Source organism: Nocardioides sp. SR21, assembly GCF_022761125.1.
Classification (GTDB): domain Bacteria; phylum Actinomycetota; class Actinomycetes; order Propionibacteriales; family Nocardioidaceae; genus Nocardioides.
In genome coordinates this window covers 418,954-439,172 of sequence record NZ_JAKWJR010000002.1, presented here as the reverse complement: position 1 = coordinate 439,172, position 20,219 = coordinate 418,954, and the positions used below count along the sequence as shown (strand labels likewise).

The following is a 20,219-nucleotide window of genomic DNA, read 5'->3' as shown; positions in this document are numbered from 1 at the left end:
GCCGGCGGCGCCGAGCTCCCCCTGTGGCAGGAACTGGTGCGGACCCCACGTGGACGTGTCCTCGGGGCGATCCTTGTTTGGCCGGCTGGACCGAGGGTCAAGTCTGCCACAGCGGGATCAGGGGCGACGAATCGCCTTCGTCATGCGAACGACGCCCGGCGCGATCTCCCCGCGGAGGCGGTAGCCGGCCTTCTTGTACATCTTCTGGTTGCGGGCGCTGCCCGCTCCGGTGAACAGCGCGTACGTCGCCGCCTCGGCCGGCGCGAGCGCCTCGATCCGCTCCAGCAGGGTGCGGCCGAGCCCGCGGCCGGCCACGTCGGGAGCGACCATCAGGCGGCCGACCTCCCAGGACTCGCCGTCGAGCGAGGCGCGGACCGCGCCGACCAGCCGCCCGGCCGAGCGGGCCACCAGCACGGTGTCGCGCGCGATCCAGGCGCGCAGCTCGTCGAGCGTCTCGTGCAGCGCCGGGATCCGGACGCCGGGGTTGTCGTGCTCCTCCTGCACCCAGCAGGCCCGCTGCAGCACGAACAGCTCGCCCGCGTCGCCGGCCTGCACGGGCCGGATGTCGACGTCGTCGATCAGCACCGACGGGTGGACGAGGTCGGGCCGTCGCTCCGCGGTGCGGCGTACCGCCTGGTCGCGCCGCCAGCCGGCGATCGCGCCGTGGTCGCCGGACAGCAGCACCGGCGGCACCTCGTGGCCGCGCCAGGAGGCGGGCTTGGTGTAGACGGGGTACTCCAGCAGACCGTCCTCGTGGGACTCCTCCACCAGCGACTCGGCGTTGCCCATGAAGCCCGGGACCAGTCGCACGACCGCCTCGGTGATCGCCAACGCGGCGACCTCTCCCCCGTTGAGCACGTAGTCGCCGAGGGAGATCTCGCGCACCTCGCAGCGGGTCGCGACCTCGTCGAGCACCCGCTGGTCGATGCCCTCGTAGCGCCCGCAGGCGAACACGATCCGCTCGCGGGTCGCCAGCTCGCGGGCGACGGCCTGGCTGAACGGCTGCCCGGACGGCGTGGTGAACACGACCGTCGGCCGCTCGTCGTTCGCGCCCGTCGAGATCAGCGCGTCGAACGCCTCGCCCCACGGCTCGGGCTTCATCACCATGCCGGCGCCGCCGCCGTACGGCGTGTCGTCGACGGTGCGGTGCTTGTCGTGCGCCCACTGCCGCAGGTCGTGCACCCGGATGTCGATGAGGCCCTTCTCGCGGGCCTTGCCCGCGAGCGACAGCTCGAGCGGCGCGAGGTAGTCGGGGAAGATCGTGACGACGTCGATCCTCACGACTCGTCCTCCGGGAGCGGCGTCACCAACCCGGGCCGGTCCGCGACGACCACGCGGCCACCGGGCACGTCGACCTCGGGCACGAGCTGCTTCACGAACGGCACCAGCGTGGGGCGGCCGTCGTTCGCCTTGATCGCCAGCAGGTCCTGGGCGCCGTGCACCAGGCCGGTGACCTCGCCGATGGCCGTGCCGTCCAGGTCGTACGCCGTCAGGCCGATCAGCTGGTGGTCGTAGTACTCGTCCGGGTCGTCGGGCGAGGCGTCCGCCGGGACCGTGGCGTACAGCAGGATGCCGCGGGCCGCCTCGGCCGCGGTGCGGTCGGGGACCTCCTCGAAGCGCGCGAGCAGCACGCCGGAGTGCCAGCGGGTGCTCGCCACGGTGAGCGTGCGCAGCTTCGTGACCGATCCCTGCGGCGCCTCCACGACCAGCTCGGCACCCGTCGCGAACCGGCGGTCGGGCTCGTCGGTGCGGACGTTGATCGTCACGTCACCGCGCAGCCCGTGGGCCTTGCCGATCCGGCCGACCAGGACGTCGATGGTCTCCACGCTCTCCCTCTCCGATGCCGTTCCAGTTGCCGTTCCAGTTGCCGTTCCAGTTGCCGTTCCAAATAGCCGAACGGGTGCCGCCCCGTGAGGGGCGACACCCATTCAAGCGGTCAGCTCAGTTACGACGGTCGACGTCGACGAAGTCGATCCGCGCGCCGCCGCGACCCGCCAGGGCGGAGATCACGGTGCGGAACGCGGTGGCCGTACGACCGTTGCGACCGATCACCTTGCCGAGGTCGTCGGGGTGGACCCGGACCTCGAGGATCGAGCCGCGGCGCAGCTGCTTGTCGCGCACCCGGACGTCGTCCGGGTGGTCGACGACGCCACGCACCAGGTGCTCGAGCGCGTCGGCGAGCATGTCGCTCAGGCCTCGGTCTTCTCGGCGTCCTCGGTGGCCTCGGCCTCAGCCGGAGCCTCCTCGGCGGCGGGCGCCTCGGCCGGGGTCTCCTCGGCCTTGGGCTCCTCGGCGGGGGTCTCGTCCGCCTTGGGCTCCTCGGCGGGGGTCTCCTCCGCCTTGGGCTCCTCGGCCTTCTTCTTCGAGGCGGCCTTCTTGGTCACCGCGTCGCCCTTGGGCTCGTTCGCGGCGTCCTTGAGGGCCTCGTTGAAGATCTCGAGCTTGTCGCGCTTGGGCTCCTTGACCTTGAGGGTGCCCTCCTGGCCCGACGTGCCCTTGAACTTCTGCAGGTCGCCGGTGATCTTCAGGAGCTTGGCGACGGCCTCGGTCGGCTGCGCGCCGACACCCAGCCAGTACTGCGCCCGGTCAGAGGTGACGTCGATGTACGACGGGTCCTCCTTGGGGTGGTACTTGCCGATCTCCTCGATGACGCGACCGTCGCGCTTCTTGCGCGAGTCGACGACGACGATGCGGTACTGCGGAACCCGGACCTTGCCCAGGCGCTTCAAACGGATCTTGACGGCCACGTTTGTGGTGTCTCCTCAGGAATATGTGGGTGGTGAGGATCCCGCCTCCAGGTGGGGAAAGCACCGGGTCGGCATCCTCGATGGGCTCTGCGCGACCGAGATAGAGGGTCGCGGGCGCGCAGGACTCAGCGGCCAAGTCTGCCAGACGTCGTCCGCACGGGGAAAATCGGGCAGAGTCGGGACATGACCCAGCCGCCGTACGGCACTCCGTCAGGCTACCCGCCGGGCTACCCGCCACCGCCGCCGCCGAAGAAGCGGCCGGGCTGGGGCTGGTTCGTGCTCGGCGGCGGGCTGATCGTGGCCGCGGCCGTGGTCGGCGTCGTGCTGTTCATCTGGGTCCTCGCGTCGTTCTTCGAGACCGACGCCCGCGTGCCGGCCGACGACCGGCCGTACGCCGTGACGGTGGGCACCGACGGCGACCGGATGCTGTGGCTGGAGCTCGGGATGAATCAGTCCTGCGAGGTCGTCGACACCCAGACCTCCGAGCCGCTCGCGCAGGAGCCGGCCAGCGGCACGCTGGAGCGGTCGGACCGCGACGGCTCCTGGGTCGGGGACACCCGGTTCGCCCCCGGCTCGGGCAGGCTCGAGATCACCTGCACCGGCGGCGGCACCGTCCTGGTCGGGCCGGCGCCCGAGATCGGCAGCTTCATCGCGGGCATCCTGCTGACGATCCTGCTGCCGCTGGGGCTCGGCCTCGTCGGGCTCGTGATCCTCATCGTGACCGGCGTGCTCTGGGCCGTGCGCCCCAAGTCCTGACAACCGGGAGCCGTGCCGGCGCGTCCCAGCGACGTGACTCCCTCGCAACGACACCCCTGGCTGCGGCCCGCCGCGATCCGCGCCCACCGGGCCAGGCGCCGCTGGCACTGGTTGCGCTCCGGCGCCGACTGGGCCACGACCCGCGAACCCGACCTCGCCGAGCGGCTCGTGCACCACAGCTCTCCGCTGCTGCGTGAGCTCGAGGGCGTGCCGATGGTCCTGCAGCACAACAAGGTCACGAACCTGCGGCTCGCCTCGGCGCGGGTCGACGGCCTAGTGCTCCGCCCCGGCGAGACGTTCTCCTTCAACCGGGTGGTCGGCAACTGCACCCGCCGGAAGGGGTACGTCGACGGACTCCGCTTCGTGGACGGCGAGGTGGGCGCCGGTGTCGGCGGCGGGATCTGCCAGCTGGCGAACCTGCTGCACTGGCTGGTCCTGCACTCGGCGCTCACGGTCGTCGAGCGCTCCGAGCACAGCCTGGACCTGTTCCCCGACAGCGGTCGCGTGGTGCCGTGGGGCGTCGGCTGCACGATCGTCTACAACTACGTCGACCTCGTCGTCCGCAACGACACCGCAGCGACGTACCAGCTGCGGGTCCGCGTCGGCGAGCAGCACCTGCGCGGCGAGCTCCGCAGCGACCGGATGACGCCGGTGACGTACCGCGTCGAGGCGCGCGAGGACCGCTTCGTGGACACCGCGTCGGGGGACGTTCGGCGGGTCAACGAGATCTGGCGGACCACGATCGACAGGCACACCGGGGCCTCGCTCGGCGAGGAGCTCGTGCGGCGCAACGATGCACGAGTGAGGTACGTCCCGACACGCCAGAAGAACTGACAGGACCCCGTGGGGCCTGTGATACTTCGGCCCGTGTCTGAAGCCTCGGTGAGCGCCAAGCCTGTCGCCCTCGTCATCGACGACGACCAGGACACCGTGGACCTCCTCCAGATCGTGCTGGCTCAGGCGGGGTTCGCGGTGATCTCCGCGTCGAACGGCCCCGACGGCATCGCGCTGGCCCTCCAGCACCGCCCCGCGCTCGCGACCATCGACGTGACGATGCCCGACATGAACGGCCTCGAGGTCACCCGCCGGATCCGCGAGGTGACCGGCACGGGCATGTACATCGTCATCATCAGCAGCCGCTCGCAGGAGCACGACATCCTCGCCGGCTTCGACGCCGGCGCCGACGACTACGTCCCCAAGCCGATCCGCCCGCGCGAGCTCCAGGCCCGCCTCGCGGCCGTGGCCCGCCGCCCGGTCGAGACGGTCACCAGCAGCGAGACCGCGGCCGCGTGGGCCCCTGCCGCCGAGAACGCCGAGCGGTCGGCGTTCGTCCGCCAGGTCCTGGCCGGCGAGAACGTCGGCTTCGAGGACGACGACTCCCTCGAGGAGGATGAGGACGGGCTCGACGGACGCGACGGCATGCTCGACCTGGGCATGCGCTTCGTGGGCAGCTGGATCGAGTTCCGCGGGCTGCGGATCAACCCCTCGCGCGATCTGCTCGTGGTCGACGACCGGATCGTCGACGTGCCGGCGGAGCAGGTCAAGATGATCGAGATCCTGCTCTACGCGGGCACGCACGTGCTCACCGCCCGCCAGCTGGCGCTGCGCACCCGGGGTGAGACCGAGGCCCGGACCGACCGCCCGGCGGAGCAGGACCGCAAGTGGTTCAACTACGTGATGACCGGCCTGCTCAAGCGGATCGGCGACGACGGCCCGACGCCACGCTGGTTCCACGTGTCTGACGGCAAGGTCAAGCTCGTCCGGGCCGTGCCCGAGGTCTAGGGCCTCAGGCCACGACCCGCCCGCGCAGCACCACGCACGCGGGACGGAGCAGGACCGACAGGTCCTCGAGCGGGTTCGCGTCGTACACGACGAAGTCCGCGGGCGCGCCCTCGTCGAGCGTGGCGTTCCAGCCCAGCCAGTCACGGGCCCGCCAGGAAGCCGCCCCGAGCGCGTACTCGGCGGGCAGCCCGAGGGCGACCATCGCGATCACCTCGCCGGCCAGGTTGCCGTGCCGGCTGATGCCGCCGCCGTCGGAGCCGGCGTACAGCGCGATCCCGGCGTCGTACGCCGCCATGATCGTGTCGCGGCGCCGGACGTACAGGTCGGTCATGGTCGAGGTGTAGTCGGGGAACTTCTCGCGGCCCGCTGCGGCGTAGCCGGGGAACTTGTCGAGCTGCATCACCGTGGGCACCAGCGCGACGTCGCGGGCCGCCATCGCCTCGATCTGGTCCAGCTGCAGGCCGGTGCCGTGCTCGATGCAGTCGATGCCGGCCTCGATCAGGCCGGTGAGCACCTCGTGGCCGAAGCAGTGCGCGGTGACCTTCGCGCCGTGCTCGTGCGCGGCGGCGATCGCCTCGGCGAACGCCTCGGGCGGGAACGACGGCCGCAGGTCGCCGTCCTCGCGGGAGATCCAGTCGCCCACCAGCTTCACCCAGCCGTCGCCGCGCTGCGCCTCCTGGGCGACGTACGTCGCGAGCTCGGCGGGCTCCACCTCGTGGGCGTAGTTGCGGATGTAGCGCTTGGTGCGCGCGATGTGCCGCCCGGCGCGGATCAGCCGCGGCAGGTCCTCCCGCTCGTGGACCCACGCGGTGTCGGCCGCGGAGCCGCAGTCGCGGATCAGCAGCGCACCGGCGTCGCGGTCCAGGACGGCCTGCTCCTCGGTCGCCTCGTCGGAGATCGCGCCGTCGTCGTCGAGGCCGAGGTGGCAGTGCGCGTCGACCAGCCCGGGCACGATCCAGCCGTCCACGGCGCGCTCGGCGCCGGCGACCGGCTCGAGCGTGATCGCGCCGTCGACGACGTACAGGTCGCGGGGTTCGCCGTCGGGCAGGACGGGGCCGGAGAAGCGGAGCGCAGCAGCCATGCCCCGGACGTTATCGAAGACACGCCAGCGATCTCGATGATGGTGGTCGAGCAGGCCGCGCGACCGAGCCTGCGAGACCCTAGGCGGCGGTCACCAGCTCCGGTGCGGGCTTGGCAGCGGCGAGGGCGTTGCGCAGCAGCCGCTGCGAGGCCACGACCAGGATCACGGCGATCGCCATGGCGGACACCGTGACCGCGAACGCGGCGGTGTAGCCGTGCTGGTCCGCGAGCCGGCCGGCCACGCCGGAGCCGAGCGCGTAGCCGAGACCGGTGGCGCTGGCGAGCACGGTCATCGTGGTCGCCACCCGGCTCGGGTGCACGACCCGCTCCCCCAGCGTGAACACGCCGATCATGAACGGCGCCACGGCGAAGCCGAGGATGCCGACGACCAGGACGAGCGCGGGCAGTCCGTCGACGAGGAGCAGCGGCACGCTGAAGACGAGCAGGGCCGAGGCCGCGACCAGGATCCGGCGTTCGGGCCCGATCCGCTCGGGGATGAACGCGGTCGCGATGCCGGCGAGTGCGCTGCCCACGCCGAGGGTGGCGTGCACGAGGCCGGCGAGACCGGGCTGACCCACCTCGGTCGCCAGCACGGTCGTGCCGGTCTGGGTGGCGCCGAACAGCACGCCGATCAACAGCTGGGCGGTGATCAGCACGACCAGGGCGGGCGAGAACAGCCGGCCGGTCGGGAGCTGCGGGCCCTCGCCACGCGTGGTGCGGGCGGTCGGGTGCAGCGCGAACGCCGTGCCGAACACCGCGAGCATCGCGGCGGCGAGCAGCAGCGCGCCGCTCGGGGAGAACGCCACGACGCCGAGGCCGACCAGCGCCGGGCCGATCGCGAACGACGCCTCGTCGGCAGCGCCCTCGTACGAGAACGCGACGTCCACCAGGCGGCGCTGGCCGCCGGTGATCGGGCGCCAGCGCGCACGGGCCAGCGGGCCGACCTGCGGCATGGTCAGGCCGGCGAGGGCCGCGACCGCGACCACCGCGGCGTCGGCGGCACCGCCGTGGACCAGCGCGACCAGCAGGGTCAGGGACGCCGCGCCGGCGAGCGACTGGACGAGCACGACCTGGCGCTGACCGATCCGGTCGGCCAGGGAGCCGGCGAACGGCGCGCCGACCGCGTTGGCGATCGCCAGCGCACCGGCGGCGAGCCCGCCGAGGCCGTAGCTGCCGGTGGCGCCGGAGACGAGCAGGAGGGTGCCGAGCTGGGACATGGCGAGCGGCAGCCGGGCGACGAAGGCGACGGCGACGTACGCCGGCCCGGCGAGCTCGAAGAGTCGCCGGTAGGAAGCGAGGGGTGACACGGGGTGGGCCTTTCGGGTGCGTCGATACGACGCGCCGAACCCACCTCCAAGACGCGTGAAACCCTGAACTTGTTGAGCTGTCACCCATCGTAGCGGGTGCTCGGCCGCAGCCGGGATTCCTCGAGACACCCCGAACGGCCCTCGGAGCCTGTGGAAACGGGCCGATCCGGGTGTCTCGATCCTCGCGAGCTCGGCCCGGGGCAGCTCAGAGCTGGTCGAGCAGCCAGGACGGGCTGAGCGCCTGGGCGCCGACTCCCCCGACCCTGGCCTGGAGCATCCGGTCGGCGGTGACCACCACGGTGCGACCCTTCGCCGCGGCGAGCCGCGCCTGCTCGAGGATCGTCTCGTCGCCGGAGCCCTTGGCGTGCACCGTGCGGACGTGGCCGTCGCGGCCGGCCTTGGTGCCGCCCTTGGCCGCACCTTCGAGCACGACGACCACCTCGTCGTACGGCAGGTCCGCGACGAGCAGCTGCTCGTGCAGCCGGCGCGCGGCGCCGGCGCGGTCCTTCCACCACCCGTCGGGGCGGCTGCCGACGACGTTCGCGGCGTCGACGATGAGAGTGGTCACGATTGCTTCTCGTCTCACTGGTAGCAAGCCGCGCGGACGAGCTTGCGAGCCCGCGACCGGTGCGCCTCGACCTCGTCACCCGACGCCGCCCGCTCGCGGCCGACTGGGCGCTTGATCACTTGAGGAACTTGGAGAAGTCCTTGGGCAGGTCGAGCGCGGCGGCGGCCTTCTCGTAGTCGACCGGCTCGGCGCCACCCGGGTTGCCGAACGGGTTGGCGCCGGCGGAGGCGGCCTTGTCCTTCTGGGCAGCGGCCTGCTGGGCGGCCTTCGCCGGGTTGCCCGAGACGCGCTTGCCCTTGCCCTTCTTGGGCGCCTGCTTGGCCTTGGACCGCTTGCCACCCATCCCGGGCATCCCGGGCATGCCCGGCATCCCGGGGATCCCGCCGCCCTTGGCGAAGCTCTGCATCATCTTCCGGGCCTCGAAGAACCGGTCGACGAGCTGGTTGACGTCGGAGACCTGGCGGCCGGAGCCCTTGGCGATGCGGGCGCGGCGCGAGCCGTCGATCATCTTCGGGTTGGCCCGCTCGGCCGGCGTCATCGACTGGATGATCGCCTGGATCCGGTCGATCTCGCGCTCGTCGAAGTTCTCGAGCTGGTCGCGGAACTGGCCCATCCCGGGCAGCATCCCCATGATCTTCGACATCGAGCCGAGCTTGCGGACCTGCTGCATCTGCTCGAGGAAGTCGTCGAGGGTGAACTCGCCGCCCTCACCGGTGAGCTTGGCCGCCGCCTTGGCCGCCTGCTCGGCGTCGAAGGTCTTCTCGGCCTGCTCGATCAGGGTCATCACGTCACCCATGTCGAGGATCCGCGAGGCCATGCGGTCGGGGTGGAACAGGTCGAAGTCGGTCATCTTCTCGCCGTTGGAGGCGAACATGACCGGCTTGCCGGTGATCGAGGCGATCGAGAGCGCGGCACCACCGCGGGCGTCACCGTCGAGCTTGGTGAGTACGACGCCGTCGTACCCGACCCCGTCGAGGAACGCCTGGGCGGTGATCACGGCGTCCTGGCCGATCATCGCGTCGACGACGAACAGCACCTCGTCGGGCTGCACGGCGTCGCGGATGTCCGCGGCCTGCTGCATCAGCTCGGCGTCCACGCCGAGGCGGCCGGCGGTGTCGACGATGACGGTGTCGTGGAGGGTGCGCTTGGCCTCCTCGATCGCGGCCCGCGAGACCGCGACCGGGTCGCCGACGCCGTTGCCCGGCTCGGGCGCGAACACGGTGACGCCGACGCGCTCGCCGTTCACCTGGAGCTGGTTGACGGCGTTCGGGCGCTGGAGGTCGGCGGCGACGAGCATCGGCGAGCGGCCCTGCTCCTTGAGCCACAGCGCGAGCTTGGCGGCCAGCGTCGTCTTGCCGGCACCCTGGAGGCCGGCGAGCATGATGACGGTCGGGCCGGACTTGGCGTACCGCAGCCGGCGGGTCTCGCCACCGAGGATGTTGACGAGCTCCTCGTTGACGATCTTCACGACCTGCTGGGCGGGGTTCAGCGCCTGGCTGACCTCCTCGCCGCGCGCCCGCTCCTTGACCGCGGCGACGAACTCCTTCACCACGGGGAGGGCGACGTCGGCCTCCAGCAGCGCGATCCGGATCTCGCGCGCGGTGGCGTCGATGTCGGCCTCGGAGAGCCGGCCCTTGCCCCGAAGGTTCTTGAAGGTATCGGCGAGCCGGTCGGAGAGTGTGGCGAACAAGTCGTGGTCCTGTGCTGGATGACGGCAGAGACGGGTCCCAGCCTAGTCGGCGTCCCGCGCGCTCCCGACATCGCGGGTTTCGGGGCACCTGCCAGCCGATACCCGCATCAGCCCGCCGCCGCAGTGAGGGCGTCGCGCACCGCATGCGCCGCCTCGGCCGCGCGGCGGTCCGACAGCACGCCGGCCGAGGCCTCCTGCAGGTAGAACACGTCGACCGCCTGGGGCCCGAGCGTGTCGACGTGCGCGGAGCGCACCGCCACGTCCAGGCCCGCAAGGGCCGCGCACACCTGGTAGAGCACCCCGGGGCGGTCGGCCGCGCGCACCTCGAGCACGGTGGCCTGGTCGGACGCCTCGGGGCGCACGACCACCGACGGGTCCAACGCCGCAGCCGGTCCGGTGAGCCGGCGAGCGACGTCGACGCGCTTGTCGACGACGGCCTCGAAGCGCTGCCGCAGCACCGCCGGGTCGAGGTCGGGCTCGCCGACCTCCCACACGGAGACGCCGTACTGCTCCTGCGCCCACGCCCGGGCCGCCCGGACCGGGACCCGCTGCATCGCGAACATCGCGGCCACGTCCGCGAGCAGACCCACCCGGTCCGGCGCGATCACCGTGACGCGGGTCCCATCGCCGGCGGCCTCGGTCTCGATCGAGGCGGACCCGCGGCGGCGTACGGCGCGTGGGATCTCGAGCTCGTCGATCACGATCGGCGGGAGCGCGGCGCCCGAGTCGAGCGCGGCGCGCGTACGGCGCGCGAGGTCGCGGATCAGGCCCGAGCGCCAGGACGACCAGGCCTTGGGCGCGGTGGCCTTGGCGTCGGCCTCGGTGAGCGCGAGCAGCAGCGAGAGCGCCTCGGTGTCACCCACCTGGGACGACACCAGCTCGACGGTCGCCGGGTCGTCGGGATCTCGCGTGGTGGCCGTCTCGGACAGCAGCAGGTGCCAGCGGACCAGCCGCGCGATCAGGTCGACGGCGTCCGGGGCGAAGCCCATCCGCGCGGCGATCTCGCGAGCGATCGGCTCCCCCGCGACGCTGTGCGAGACGAGGCCCCCCTTGCCGATGTCGTGCAGCAGCGCGGCGACCATCAGCACGTCCGGGCGCGCCACGTCGCGGATCAGCGTGGACGCCTCGACGCAGGTCTCGACGACGTGCCGGTCGACGGTGAACCGGTGGATCGCGGACGCGTGCGGCAGCAGCCGGACCCGTTCCCACTCCGGCAGGAAGCTGTCGAGCGCCCCGGTCTCCTCCAGGGTCTCCCACACGCCCAGCAGGCCGCGACCGGAGGCGAGCAGCCGGACCAGCAGCTGGCGGGCCTCGTCGGGCCACGGGACCGGCAGCGGCGCGCACTCGCGGACCAGGCGAGCCGCGGTCGCCGGAGCGAGCACGACGTCGCGCTCGGCCGCGATCGCGGCGGCGCGGAGCAGCAGGGCCGGGTCCTCGGCGGGGCGGGCCCGCGCGTCGAGGACCACCTCGCCGCTGGCGAGCGCCACGCCCGGCGCGAGCGGCGTCAGGCCCGGGCGACGGGCCGACTCGTACGCCGCGGGCCGGGCCAGCGCGGCGTCGACCCGGCGCCACGTCAGGTGCGACAGGTGCGCCATCCGCCGGCCGAGCTCACGGACCTGCACCTGCGCGGCCCGGGCGTCGGCGAGCTCGAGCCGCTCGGCGAGGAGCTCCCACATCTCCGGGGCGATCCGGTCGGTGGCGCGACCGGCACAGTCCTGCACCTGGTCGCGCAGGTCGAGCAGGGCGACCCGGGTGCGCTCCAGCTCGACGTGCGGCACGTCCACGAGCCAGGTGGCCACCAGCGCCTTCAGCACGGTCGCGTCGCGGAGCCCGCCCTCGGCCTCCTTGAGGTCCGGCACCGACAGGTGCGCGAGCTCACCGACCAGGTCGTGCCGGTTGCGGACCAGGTCGTGCAGCGCGGGCAGCCGGTCGCGGGCGCTCCGGCGCCACTGCCCGAGCATCGTCGTCCGCAGCTGCAGTGTCAGCGCGGGGTCGCCCGCGAGGTGCCGCAGGTCGAGCAGCCCGAGCGCGACCTTCAGGTCGGCGTCGGACGCGGCGACCATCTCCGGGAACGTGCGCACCGAGTGGTCGAGCTTCGAGCCGGAGTCCCAGAGCGGGTACCAGACCTGCTCGGCCACCTGCCGCACGTCGACACCCTCCGCCGAGACCAGCACGACGTCGAGGTCGGAGTACGGCGCGAGCTCGCCCCGGCCGTACCCGCCGACCGCGACCAGCGCGGCGCCGGAGCCCGGTCCCCCGCTCTGCTCGTACGCCTTGGCGCAGAGCTCGTCGGCGTCGGACGCGCGCTGGGCGCGCTCGGCGGCGGTCATGGGGAAAGGATCCCGGATACGCCGGGGCCCGGCTCCTGCGTGAGGAGCCGGGCCACGGTGTGCTTCACAGAGCTGACCTCACAGGGCCGCTTCGTCCTTGTCGCCGGTGCGGACCCGGACCACGGTGTCGACCGGGCTGACCCACACCTTGCCGTCACCGATCCGGCCGGTGCCGGCGGTCTTCACGATGATGCCGACGATGTCGTCGGCGTCGTCGTCGCCGACCACGATCTCGATCCGGATCTTCGGGACCAGGGCGATGTCGTACTCCGCGCCCCGGTAGACCTCCGTGTGCCCCTTCTGGCGGCCGTAGCCACTGACCTCGCTGACCGTCATGCCGGTCACGCCGAAGGTCTCGAGAGCCTCGCGGACGTCCTCCCACTTGTGCGGCTTGATGACCGCGGTCACGAGCTTCATGCGTTGGCTCCTTCCGAAGCAGGGGCGGAGGTGGCGGTGGAGGCAGCCAGCACGCCGGACTTGCCACCGCCGCCGAGGCTGCTGGTGTGCAGGTCGTACGCGGTCTCGCCGTGGGCGGCCAGGTCGATGCCCTCGACCTCGGCGTCCTCGTTGAGCCGCAGGCCGACCGTGTACTTGATGGCCACGGCGATCACGGTGGTCACGATGCCAGAGAAGAGGATCGCCACCAGCACACCGAGCGCCTGGTCACCGAGCGAGGTGAAGCCGCCGCCGTAGAAGAGGCCGTCGACGCCACCGGCACCGGCGGAGGTGGAGAAGAACCCGATCAGGAGCGTGCCGATGATGCCGCCGACCAGGTGGACGCCCACCACGTCGAGCGAGTCGTCGTACCCGAGCTTGAACTTCAGGCCGACCGCCCAGGCGCAGACCGCACCGGCGATGGCGCCGATCGCGACGGCACCCCCGATGTTGACCGCACCGGCGGCCGGGGTGATCGCGACCAGGCCCGCGACGATGCCGGAGGCGGCACCGAGGGAGGTGGCCTTCTTGTGGAGCAGGCGCTCGATGACCAGCCAGCCGAGGATCGCCGCCATCGTCGCGAGCGTGGTGTTCGCGAAGGTGCGACCGGTCTCGCTGTAGAACTGCGCGAGGTTCTCCTCGTCGGTGGCGCCGGTGAAGACGATCGAGCCGACGTTGAAGCCGTACCAGCCGAGCCACAGCATGCCCGCACCGAGCATGGTGAGGGTCAGGTTGTGCGGGCGCATCTTGTCCTTGGGCCAGCCGAGGCGCTTGCCCAGCAGCAGGACCAGCACGAGAGCCGCGATACCGGCGTTGATGTGGACCGCGGTACCGCCCGCGTAGTCCTGCGCGCCGATGCGGCCGCAGATCAGCGAGTCCTCGGTGCAGCTGAAGACCATGTGGGCCATCGGGAAGTAGCAGAGCAGCGCCCAGATCGGGACGAACACGACCCACGCCGCGAACTTCATCCGGTCGGCGACCGCGCCGCTGATCAGGGCGACCGTGATGATCGCGAACGTCATCTGGAACATCACGTAGATGTAGTTGTCGGTCGAGACACCGTCGAGCCAGAACAGCTCGAACGGGTTGGCGAAGAACGTGCCGTCGCCGCCGAAGCCCATCGACCAACCGACCGCGACGTACAGGATGCCGACGATCGCTGCCGCGATGAACGACATCATGATCATGTTGAGCACGGACTTCGACCGGGACATGCCGCCGTAGAACAACGCCAGCGCGGGCACGGTCATCATCAGGACCAACGCCGTCGCGATCAGCATGAAGGCGTAGTAGCCGTCCACAGAACCTCCAGGGGTGCAGATTCAAGGAGGGCAGGTCGCGGCGACCGCTCTGTCGCACCCGGGGTCCGCCCCATTGAGGAAGACCTTCTGCCGCGGAGGTTTCAAGACCGGTGGTCACATGTTGCGGTCATGCAACGAGTTCCGGGCTGGTGTTACTTCGGTGTTACGCGAATCTCAACGACTCACGGTGCGACGGTGAACCGGAACGTCGTCGCCGGCGACCGGTCGTCGCGTACGACGGCGGTGCCCGCCGGGGTGCCCGCCGGCACGGTCGCGGTGGCCACGAACCCCACGTCGGTCCCCTCCACGCGCGGGGTGAGCTCGCCGAGCCGGAGGATGCCGCCCCCGGGAAGCCGCACGCTGACCTCCACCGGCCCCAGGGGCTCCAGCTCCTCCTGCTCACCGGTGTCGTTGCAGGCCGAGGTGTACCCGTGCCCGTGGAGCCGGACGGTCCCGCCCGGCCTGACCGTCACGGCCGGGTCGGAGCGCTGAGGGGGCTCACCCACCGCGCTCGTGTCGATCCAGGGGCCGTGGCACCCGGCGCTGGAGACGTCCTCCCCTGCCCGGTCGCCGCAGCCGGCGAGGACGAGCACCGACGCCACCAGCGCGGCAGCGGTTGCTCGTGGGTGGACGGTCATACTGCGTCGGACGTGACGACGCGGCTCCCGGTTCCTACCCGAGCAGCGCGTCGACGAACGCGCCGGCGTCGAACGGCGCCAGGTCGTCGGCGCCCTCGCCGAGGCCGACCAGCTTGACCGGCACGCCGAGCTCGCGCTGGACCTGGACGACGATGCCGCCCTTCGCGGAGCCGTCGAGCTTGGTCAGCACGATGCCGGTGACGTCCACGACCTCGCTGAACACGCGGGCCTGGATCAGGCCGTTCTGGCCGGTGGTGGCGTCGAGGACGAGCAGCACCTCGGTGACCGGGGCCTGCTTCTCGATGACGCGCTTGACCTTCCCGAGCTCGTCCATGAGTCCGGCCTTGTTCTGCAGGCGCCCGGCCGTGTCGACGATCACGGTGTCGGCGTTCGTGTCCACGCCCTCCTTGACCGCCTCGAACGCGACGCTGGCCGGGTCGGTGCCCTCGGGGCCGCGGACGACGTCGACGCCGACGCGCTCGCCCCAGGTGGCCAGCTGCTCGACGGCGGCGGCGCGGAACGTGTCGGCCGCGCCGAGGACGACCTTGCGGTCGTCGGCGACGAGGATGCGGGAGATCTTGCCGACGGTGGTGGTCTTGCCGGCGCCGTTCACGCCGACGACGAGCACGACGCCGGGCCGGCCGTCGGCGCCGCTGACCTGGAGCGCGCGGTCCATGTCGGGGCCGACGAGGTTCAGCAGCTCCTCGCGGAGCACCGCGCGAGGGTCCTCCGGGCTGCCCTCGACGCGCAGCCGGGTGCGCAGCTTCTCGACCAGCTCCTGGGTCGGGCCGACGCCGACGTCCGCGGTGAGCAGGGTGTCCTCGATCGACTCCCAGGTGTCCTCGTCGAGCCGGTCGCGCGAGAGCAGCGCGAGCAGGCCGCGGCCGAGGCCGCCCTGCGAGCCGGCCAGCCGCTGACGCAGCCGGACCAGGCGGGACTCGCGTCCCTCGGGCTTCTCGAGGACCGGCGCGGCCGGGGTCTCCGGGGCCTCGACGACCTCGACCTCGGGCGGCGCCTCCGCGGTGGGCGGGGCCGGCGGGGCCTCGACCACCGGGGCGGACGACTTGCTGCGGGAGGAGATCACCAGCCCCACGCCGATGCCGATGACGGCGACGGCCAGCAGGGCGATGATCAGGATGAGCAGAAGCGAGGACTCCATGCCCTCAATCCAACCAGAGCGGGTGCCGGGTGTCGGACTCAGTGCTTCCGCTCGGAGTCCTGGTACTCCGGCTCGATCACCGGGGCCGCGTCCGCGGCCCGCTCCATCGCCTCACCGATCCACGGGGCGACCGGCAGCTCCTCGCCGCGGTGCGGATAGGCGACGTACGCCGTGACCGCCCCGGCGAGCAGCAGGATCAGGACCATTACGATGACGACGACGAGCACGAGCTACCTCCCGAGAGACACAGACACCCGGACGGGTACCCGCGCCCCCACCGTGTCACACCGTGCGTAACAAAGGCGTGACCGCGGCGCGGATCACGTCCGGCATCGGCACGGCAGGGCGCGCCGGGTCGGTGTTGTCGACGTACACGTGCACGAAGCGGCCCTCCGCGGACGCCTCGTCGCCGTCGCCCTGGAAGAGGCCGACGCGGTAGACCACCGACGAGCTGCCGACCTTGTCGGCCACCACTCCGACGTCGACGGGCTCCGGGTAGCCGATCTCGGCGAAGTAGCGACAGCCCACCTCGGCCACGACCCCGATCGCGTCGAGCGCGCGGATGTCGACGCCGGTCGCGACGGCCAGCTGGTTGTTGACGACCGTGTCGATGATCTCGAAGTAGCGGGCGTTGTTCATGTGCCCGTAGACGTCGATGTCGGCCCAGCGGGTCGTGACCTGCTCCCAGTAGACGTACTGATCGCGGGTCGGCCGCTCGGCGGGCACTAGGCGGACTCGGCAGTCTCGGCGCGCGCGTCTTGATCCCGCAGGCGCTGGCTGATCACCGCGGAGACGCCGTCGCCGCGCATGGTCACGCCGTACAGCGCGTCGCCGACCTCCATGGTCCGCTTCTGGTGGGTGATCACGAGCAGCTGGGAGTTCTCGCGCAGCTCCTCGTAGATCTCCAGCAGCCGGCCGAGGTTGGTGTCGTCGAGCGCCGCCTCGACCTCGTCGAGGATGTAGAACGGCGACGGACGCGCCTTGAACAGAGCGACCAGGAACGCCACCGCGACCAGCGACCGCTCGCCACCGGACAGCAGCGACAGCCGCTTGACCTTCTTGCCGGCCGGGCGGGCCTCGACCTCGATGCCGGTGTTGAGCATGTCGCCGGGCTCGGTGAGCACCAGCCGGCCCTCGCCGCCCGGGAACAGCCGCGCGAAGGTCGCGTCGAACGCGGTGCTCACGTCGGCGTACGCCTCGGTGAAGACCTGCTCGACGCGCAGGTCGACCTCGCGGACGATGTCGAGGAGGTCCTTGCGGGTCTTCCTGAGGTCCTCGAGCTGCTCGGTGAGGAACTTGTGCCGCTCCTCCATCGCCGAGAACTCCTCGAGCGCGAGCGGGTTGACCCGGCCGAGCTCCCGCAGGGCGCGCTCGGCGGTCTTGAGCCGCTTCTGCTGCTCCTCGCGGACGTACGGCGTGGGCTCGGGCGGCTCCTGGCCCTCGTCGAGCGGGCCGGCGTACGGCACGGGCTGGTCGGGGCCGTACTCCGCCATCAGGGCCGCGGCGTCCATGCCGAGCTCCTCGAGCACCTTCTCCTCGAGCTGCTCGAGACGCATCCGCTGCTGGGTGCGGGCCATCTCGTCGCGGTGCACGGAGTTGACCAGCTCGTCGTGCTCCTTGCCGAGCTCGCGCAGCGTGGTGCGCACCGAGAGCAGCTCCTGCTCGCGGCCGGCGCGGGCCTGCTCGACGGCCACACGGGCCTCGGTCGCGCGGTGGACGGAGACCTCGAGCCGGGCGAGGACGTAGCCGACCGCCTGGCCGACGGCCTCGGCGGCCCGGCCCTCGCGGATCAGCCGCTCGCGGCGCTCGGCAGCCTTGGCGCGAGCCTCGCGCTCGGCGCGGGCGGCCCGGACGAGCGAGTCGGCGCGGCCGTGCAGCGCGCGGGCGCGCTCCTCCGACGTCCGCAGCGCGAGCCGGGCGTCCATCTCGCCCTGGCGGGCCGCACGGGCCTGCTCGACGAGCTGCTCGCGGACGGAGGTGTCGGGCTCCTCCTCGGGCGCGTCCTCGGCGGCCGCGAGGCGGGTCTCGAGCTCGGCGAGCCCGGCGACCGCCTGGACGCGAGCCTCCTCGGCCTTCTCGATCGCCTGGGTGAGCCGCTCGGCCTCGCCGCGGGCCGCGCGGGCCTGGGAGCCGTACTGGCCGAGCTCCTCGGCGACCGCCGCGAGCGTGGCGTCGGACTCGTGCAGCTTGGCGAGTGCGACGTCGACGCGCTTCTGCGCCTCGAGCCGCTCGCTCTCGGTGCGGGAGATCTCGAACCCGAGCCGCTCGGAGGCGGCGACCGCCTCGGCGAGCTGCTCGACGGCCTCGTCGACCGCGGCCTGCACCTCGATCAGGCTCGGCTGGCTCGACGAGCCGCCGGAGGCGAAGTGCGCACCGAGGACGTCGCCGTCCCGGGTCACCGCGGTGACGTCGGCGAGGTCGGCCACCAGCGCGCGGGCGGCGTCGAGGTCGTCGACGACCGCCACCTTGAACAGCAGCCGGGTCAGCGCGGACGTCAGCGCGTCGGGGCACTCGATCACCTCGACGGCGTACGTCGCCCCCGCGGGCAGCTCGGGCCAGTCGCGGTCGGTGTCGGGCCCGCCGCCGAGCACCAGCCCGGCGCGGCCGAGGTCGTCGCCCTTGAGGTGCCCGATCGCGCGGACCGCGGCGTCGGCGTCGGCCACGGCGACCGCGTCGGCGGCGGAGCCGAGCGCGTTCGCGACCGCGGTCTCGAAGCCGGTGCGGACGCCGAGCAGCGCCGCCACCGAGCCCATCAGCCCGGAGACCGAGTCGGAGGCCGCCAGCAGCGCGCCGGCGCCGTCCTTGCGGTTGAGGCCCATCTCGAGCGCGTCCTTGCGGGCCGCGAGACCGGTGCGGTCGCGGTCGGCCTGGAGCGCCTCGTCGCGGGCCTTGGCGAGCCTCTCCTCGATCGCGTCGAGGGCCAGCACCGCGGCCTCGTGCTCGGCGTCGAGACCCTCCTCGCCGGCGTCGAGGCCGGCGACCCGGGTCTCGAGCGAGGTGAAGTCGCGCTGGGCGCGGTCGGCGCGGGCGACGGCCTCCTCGCGGGCGAGCGTGAGCCGCCCGACCTCGTCGTCGGCCGCGGCGGCGCGGGACTTCAGCGCGTTGACCTGCCCGTGCAGCCGGGCCAGCCCCTCGCGGCGGTCGGCGGCCGCCCGCTGCAGGCCCGCCACCCGGCGGTCCTCCTCGGCGGCGGCGTCCTCCGCGGTACGCCGGGCGGTCACGGCGTCCTCGAGCGCCGTCCGGTTCGCGTCGACCTCGGCGGCGATCCGCTGCTCCTGCTGGCGGACCTGCTCGGCCTCGGCCTCGAGCTGCTCGGGGTCGCGCCCGGAGCGGACCTCCTCGACGTCGGTGGTGCCGGCGGCGTTGCGGATCCGCTCGTTCGCGAGGGACTGGGTGCCCCGCAGCCGCTCGCGCAGGCCGGAGAGCGCGAACCAGGTGTCCTGCGCCTGCGCCAGCGCCGGCAGGTCCTCGCGCAGCGCGGCCTCGAGGCGCGACTCGGCCTCGCGTGCCGTGGCGACGTCGGCCTCGACCTGCTCGCGGCGCGCGACCAGGATCGACTCGTCGGCCATCTCCTGCTCGAGCGCGGTGTGCGCGGTGACCATGTCGTCGGCCATCAGGCGGGCGCGGGAGTCGCGGACCTCCGCCTGCACGGTCGCGGCCCGACGGGCCACCTCGGCCTGACGGCCGAGCGGCTTGAGCTGGCGCCGGATCTCGGTCAGCAGGTCGTTGAGGCGGTTGAGGTTGCCCTCGGTGGAGTCGAGCTTGCGGAGCGCCTTCTCCTTGCGCTTGCGGTGCTTGAGGACGCCGGCTGCCTCCTCGATGAACCCGCGCCGGTCCTCCGGGGTCGCGTGCAGGATCTGGTCGAGCTGGCCCTGCCCGACGATCACGTGCATCTCGCGGCCGATGCCGGAGTCGCTGAGCAGCTCCTGGACGTCGAGCAGCCGGCACGGGTTGCCGTTGATGGCGTACTCCGACCCGCCGGAGCGGAACATCGTGCGGCTGATCGTGACCTCGGCGTACTCGATCGGCAGCGCGCCGTCGGAGTTGTCGATGGTCAGCAGCACCTCGGCGCGGCCGAGCGGCGGGCGCCCGGACGTACCGGCGAAGATGACGTCGTCCATCTTGCCGCCGCGCAGCGACTTGGCGCTGGCCTCACCCATCACCCACGCGAGCGCGTCGACGACGTTGGACTTGCCGGAGCCGTTCGGCCCGACGATGCAGGTGATGCCCGGCTCGAGCTGGAGCGTCGTCGAGGAGGCGAAGGACTTGAACCCCTTCAGGGTCAGGCTCTTCAGGTACAACGTGCGGCTCCCAGCTCATCGATCCGAGGTACTGAAACGTCGCAGCATCATCGCAGCCGGGCGTGGGGGAAGCTCAGCGAGCCCGACGATACCCGCCCGCACCCCCGCGTGCCGGAATCCCCGAG

At 72.4% G+C, this 20,219-nt stretch carries 19 protein-coding genes; 3 read left to right on the top strand and 16 right to left on the bottom strand.

Features of this window, described 5'->3' with window-relative positions; all coding sequences use genetic code 11:
- Window positions 1–117: 117 nt before the first annotated feature.
- From trmD to rpsP, 4 genes are all read right to left on the bottom strand, one after another.
- Window positions 118–1,281, bottom strand: a complete 1,164-nt coding sequence (trmD, locus tag MJ604_RS24155) for a tRNA (guanosine(37)-N1)-methyltransferase TrmD (protein WP_243057273.1) — start codon at window positions 1,279–1,281, stop codon at window positions 118–120.
- Window positions 1,278–1,826, bottom strand: a complete 549-nt coding sequence (gene rimM, locus MJ604_RS05425) for a ribosome maturation factor RimM (RefSeq protein WP_243057272.1) — start codon at window positions 1,824–1,826, stop codon at window positions 1,278–1,280. Before rimM ends, trmD begins: the two co-directional genes overlap by 4 nt.
- Before the next feature lie 115 nt (window positions 1,827–1,941).
- A complete protein-coding gene (locus MJ604_RS05420; RefSeq protein WP_243057271.1) occupies window positions 1,942–2,184 on the bottom strand; it encodes an RNA-binding protein in 243 nt (80 codons plus the stop codon).
- A gap of 5 nt (window positions 2,185–2,189) precedes the next feature.
- Window positions 2,190–2,747 (bottom strand): 30S ribosomal protein S16, encoded by a 558-nt coding sequence (gene rpsP / locus MJ604_RS05415; RefSeq protein ID WP_243057270.1) that lies wholly within the window; start codon window positions 2,745–2,747, stop codon window positions 2,190–2,192.
- 183 nt (window positions 2,748–2,930) lie between these two features.
- Here rpsP and MJ604_RS05410 point away from each other — a divergent pair, with 183 nt between their 5' ends.
- The 3 genes from MJ604_RS05410 to MJ604_RS05400 are packed head-to-tail and all read left to right on the top strand — an operon-like array spanning window position 2,931 to window position 5,285.
- The gene (locus MJ604_RS05410; protein WP_243057269.1) at window positions 2,931–3,503 is read left to right on the top strand and encodes a hypothetical protein; all 573 of its coding nucleotides are present in this window, start codon (window positions 2,931–2,933) and stop codon (window positions 3,501–3,503) included.
- A 33-nt stretch (window positions 3,504–3,536) separates the two neighbouring features.
- On the top strand, window positions 3,537–4,337 hold the full coding sequence (locus MJ604_RS05405; RefSeq protein ID WP_243057268.1) for a VanW family protein: 801 nt from the start codon (window positions 3,537–3,539) through the stop codon (window positions 4,335–4,337).
- 33 nt (window positions 4,338–4,370) lie between these two features.
- Window positions 4,371–5,285, top strand: coding sequence for a response regulator transcription factor (locus MJ604_RS05400; protein ID WP_243057267.1), 915 nt, complete (start codon window positions 4,371–4,373; stop codon window positions 5,283–5,285).
- A gap of 4 nt (window positions 5,286–5,289) precedes the next feature.
- Here the strand turns inward: MJ604_RS05400 and MJ604_RS05395 are convergent, their stop codons facing one another.
- From MJ604_RS05395 to smc, 12 genes are all read right to left on the bottom strand, one after another.
- Window positions 5,290–6,366: an amidohydrolase family protein gene (locus MJ604_RS05395; protein WP_243057266.1), complete on the bottom strand. Its 1,077-nt coding sequence runs from the start codon at window positions 6,364–6,366 to the stop codon at window positions 5,290–5,292.
- A gap of 79 nt (window positions 6,367–6,445) precedes the next feature.
- Window positions 6,446–7,672 carry an MFS transporter gene (locus tag MJ604_RS05390; RefSeq protein ID WP_243057265.1) on the bottom strand — a complete coding sequence of 409 codons (1,227 nt, stop codon included), beginning with the start codon at window positions 7,670–7,672 and terminating at the stop codon, window positions 6,446–6,448.
- Window positions 7,673–7,877: 205 nt separating this feature from the next.
- Window positions 7,878–8,240: a hypothetical protein gene (locus MJ604_RS05385; RefSeq protein ID WP_308194110.1), complete on the bottom strand. Its 363-nt coding sequence runs from the start codon at window positions 8,238–8,240 to the stop codon at window positions 7,878–7,880.
- Between the two features lie 115 nt (window positions 8,241–8,355).
- Window positions 8,356–9,930, bottom strand: coding sequence for a signal recognition particle protein (gene ffh, locus MJ604_RS05380; protein WP_243057264.1), 1,575 nt, complete (start codon window positions 9,928–9,930; stop codon window positions 8,356–8,358).
- A gap of 107 nt (window positions 9,931–10,037) precedes the next feature.
- On the bottom strand, window positions 10,038–12,260 hold the full coding sequence (locus tag MJ604_RS05375) for a [protein-PII] uridylyltransferase (RefSeq protein ID WP_243057263.1): 2,223 nt from the start codon (window positions 12,258–12,260) through the stop codon (window positions 10,038–10,040).
- Window positions 12,261–12,338: 78 nt separating this feature from the next.
- Window positions 12,339–12,677 carry a P-II family nitrogen regulator gene (locus tag MJ604_RS05370; protein WP_243057262.1) on the bottom strand — a complete coding sequence of 113 codons (339 nt, stop codon included), beginning with the start codon at window positions 12,675–12,677 and terminating at the stop codon, window positions 12,339–12,341.
- The gene (locus tag MJ604_RS05365) at window positions 12,674–13,996 is read right to left on the bottom strand and encodes an ammonium transporter (protein WP_243057261.1); all 1,323 of its coding nucleotides are present in this window, start codon (window positions 13,994–13,996) and stop codon (window positions 12,674–12,676) included. Before MJ604_RS05365 ends, MJ604_RS05370 begins: the two co-directional genes overlap by 4 nt.
- Before the next feature lie 182 nt (window positions 13,997–14,178).
- Complete coding sequence (locus MJ604_RS05360) at window positions 14,179–14,634, bottom strand: hypothetical protein (protein WP_243057260.1); 456 nt, start codon at window positions 14,632–14,634, stop codon at window positions 14,179–14,181.
- A 34-nt stretch (window positions 14,635–14,668) separates the two neighbouring features.
- Window positions 14,669–15,793: a signal recognition particle-docking protein FtsY gene (gene ftsY / locus MJ604_RS05355; RefSeq protein ID WP_243057259.1), complete on the bottom strand. Its 1,125-nt coding sequence runs from the start codon at window positions 15,791–15,793 to the stop codon at window positions 14,669–14,671.
- Window positions 15,794–15,831: 38 nt separating this feature from the next.
- Window positions 15,832–15,999: a hypothetical protein gene (locus MJ604_RS05350; RefSeq protein WP_243057258.1), complete on the bottom strand. Its 168-nt coding sequence runs from the start codon at window positions 15,997–15,999 to the stop codon at window positions 15,832–15,834.
- 76 nt (window positions 16,000–16,075) lie between these two features.
- Window positions 16,076–16,519: a thioesterase family protein gene (locus tag MJ604_RS05345; RefSeq protein ID WP_243057257.1), complete on the bottom strand. Its 444-nt coding sequence runs from the start codon at window positions 16,517–16,519 to the stop codon at window positions 16,076–16,078.
- Window positions 16,519–20,094 (bottom strand): chromosome segregation protein SMC, encoded by a 3,576-nt coding sequence (gene smc, locus MJ604_RS05340; RefSeq protein ID WP_243057256.1) that lies wholly within the window; start codon window positions 20,092–20,094, stop codon window positions 16,519–16,521. The genes MJ604_RS05345 and smc overlap by 1 nt, the downstream gene beginning before the upstream one ends.
- Window positions 20,095–20,219 lie beyond the last annotated feature (125 nt).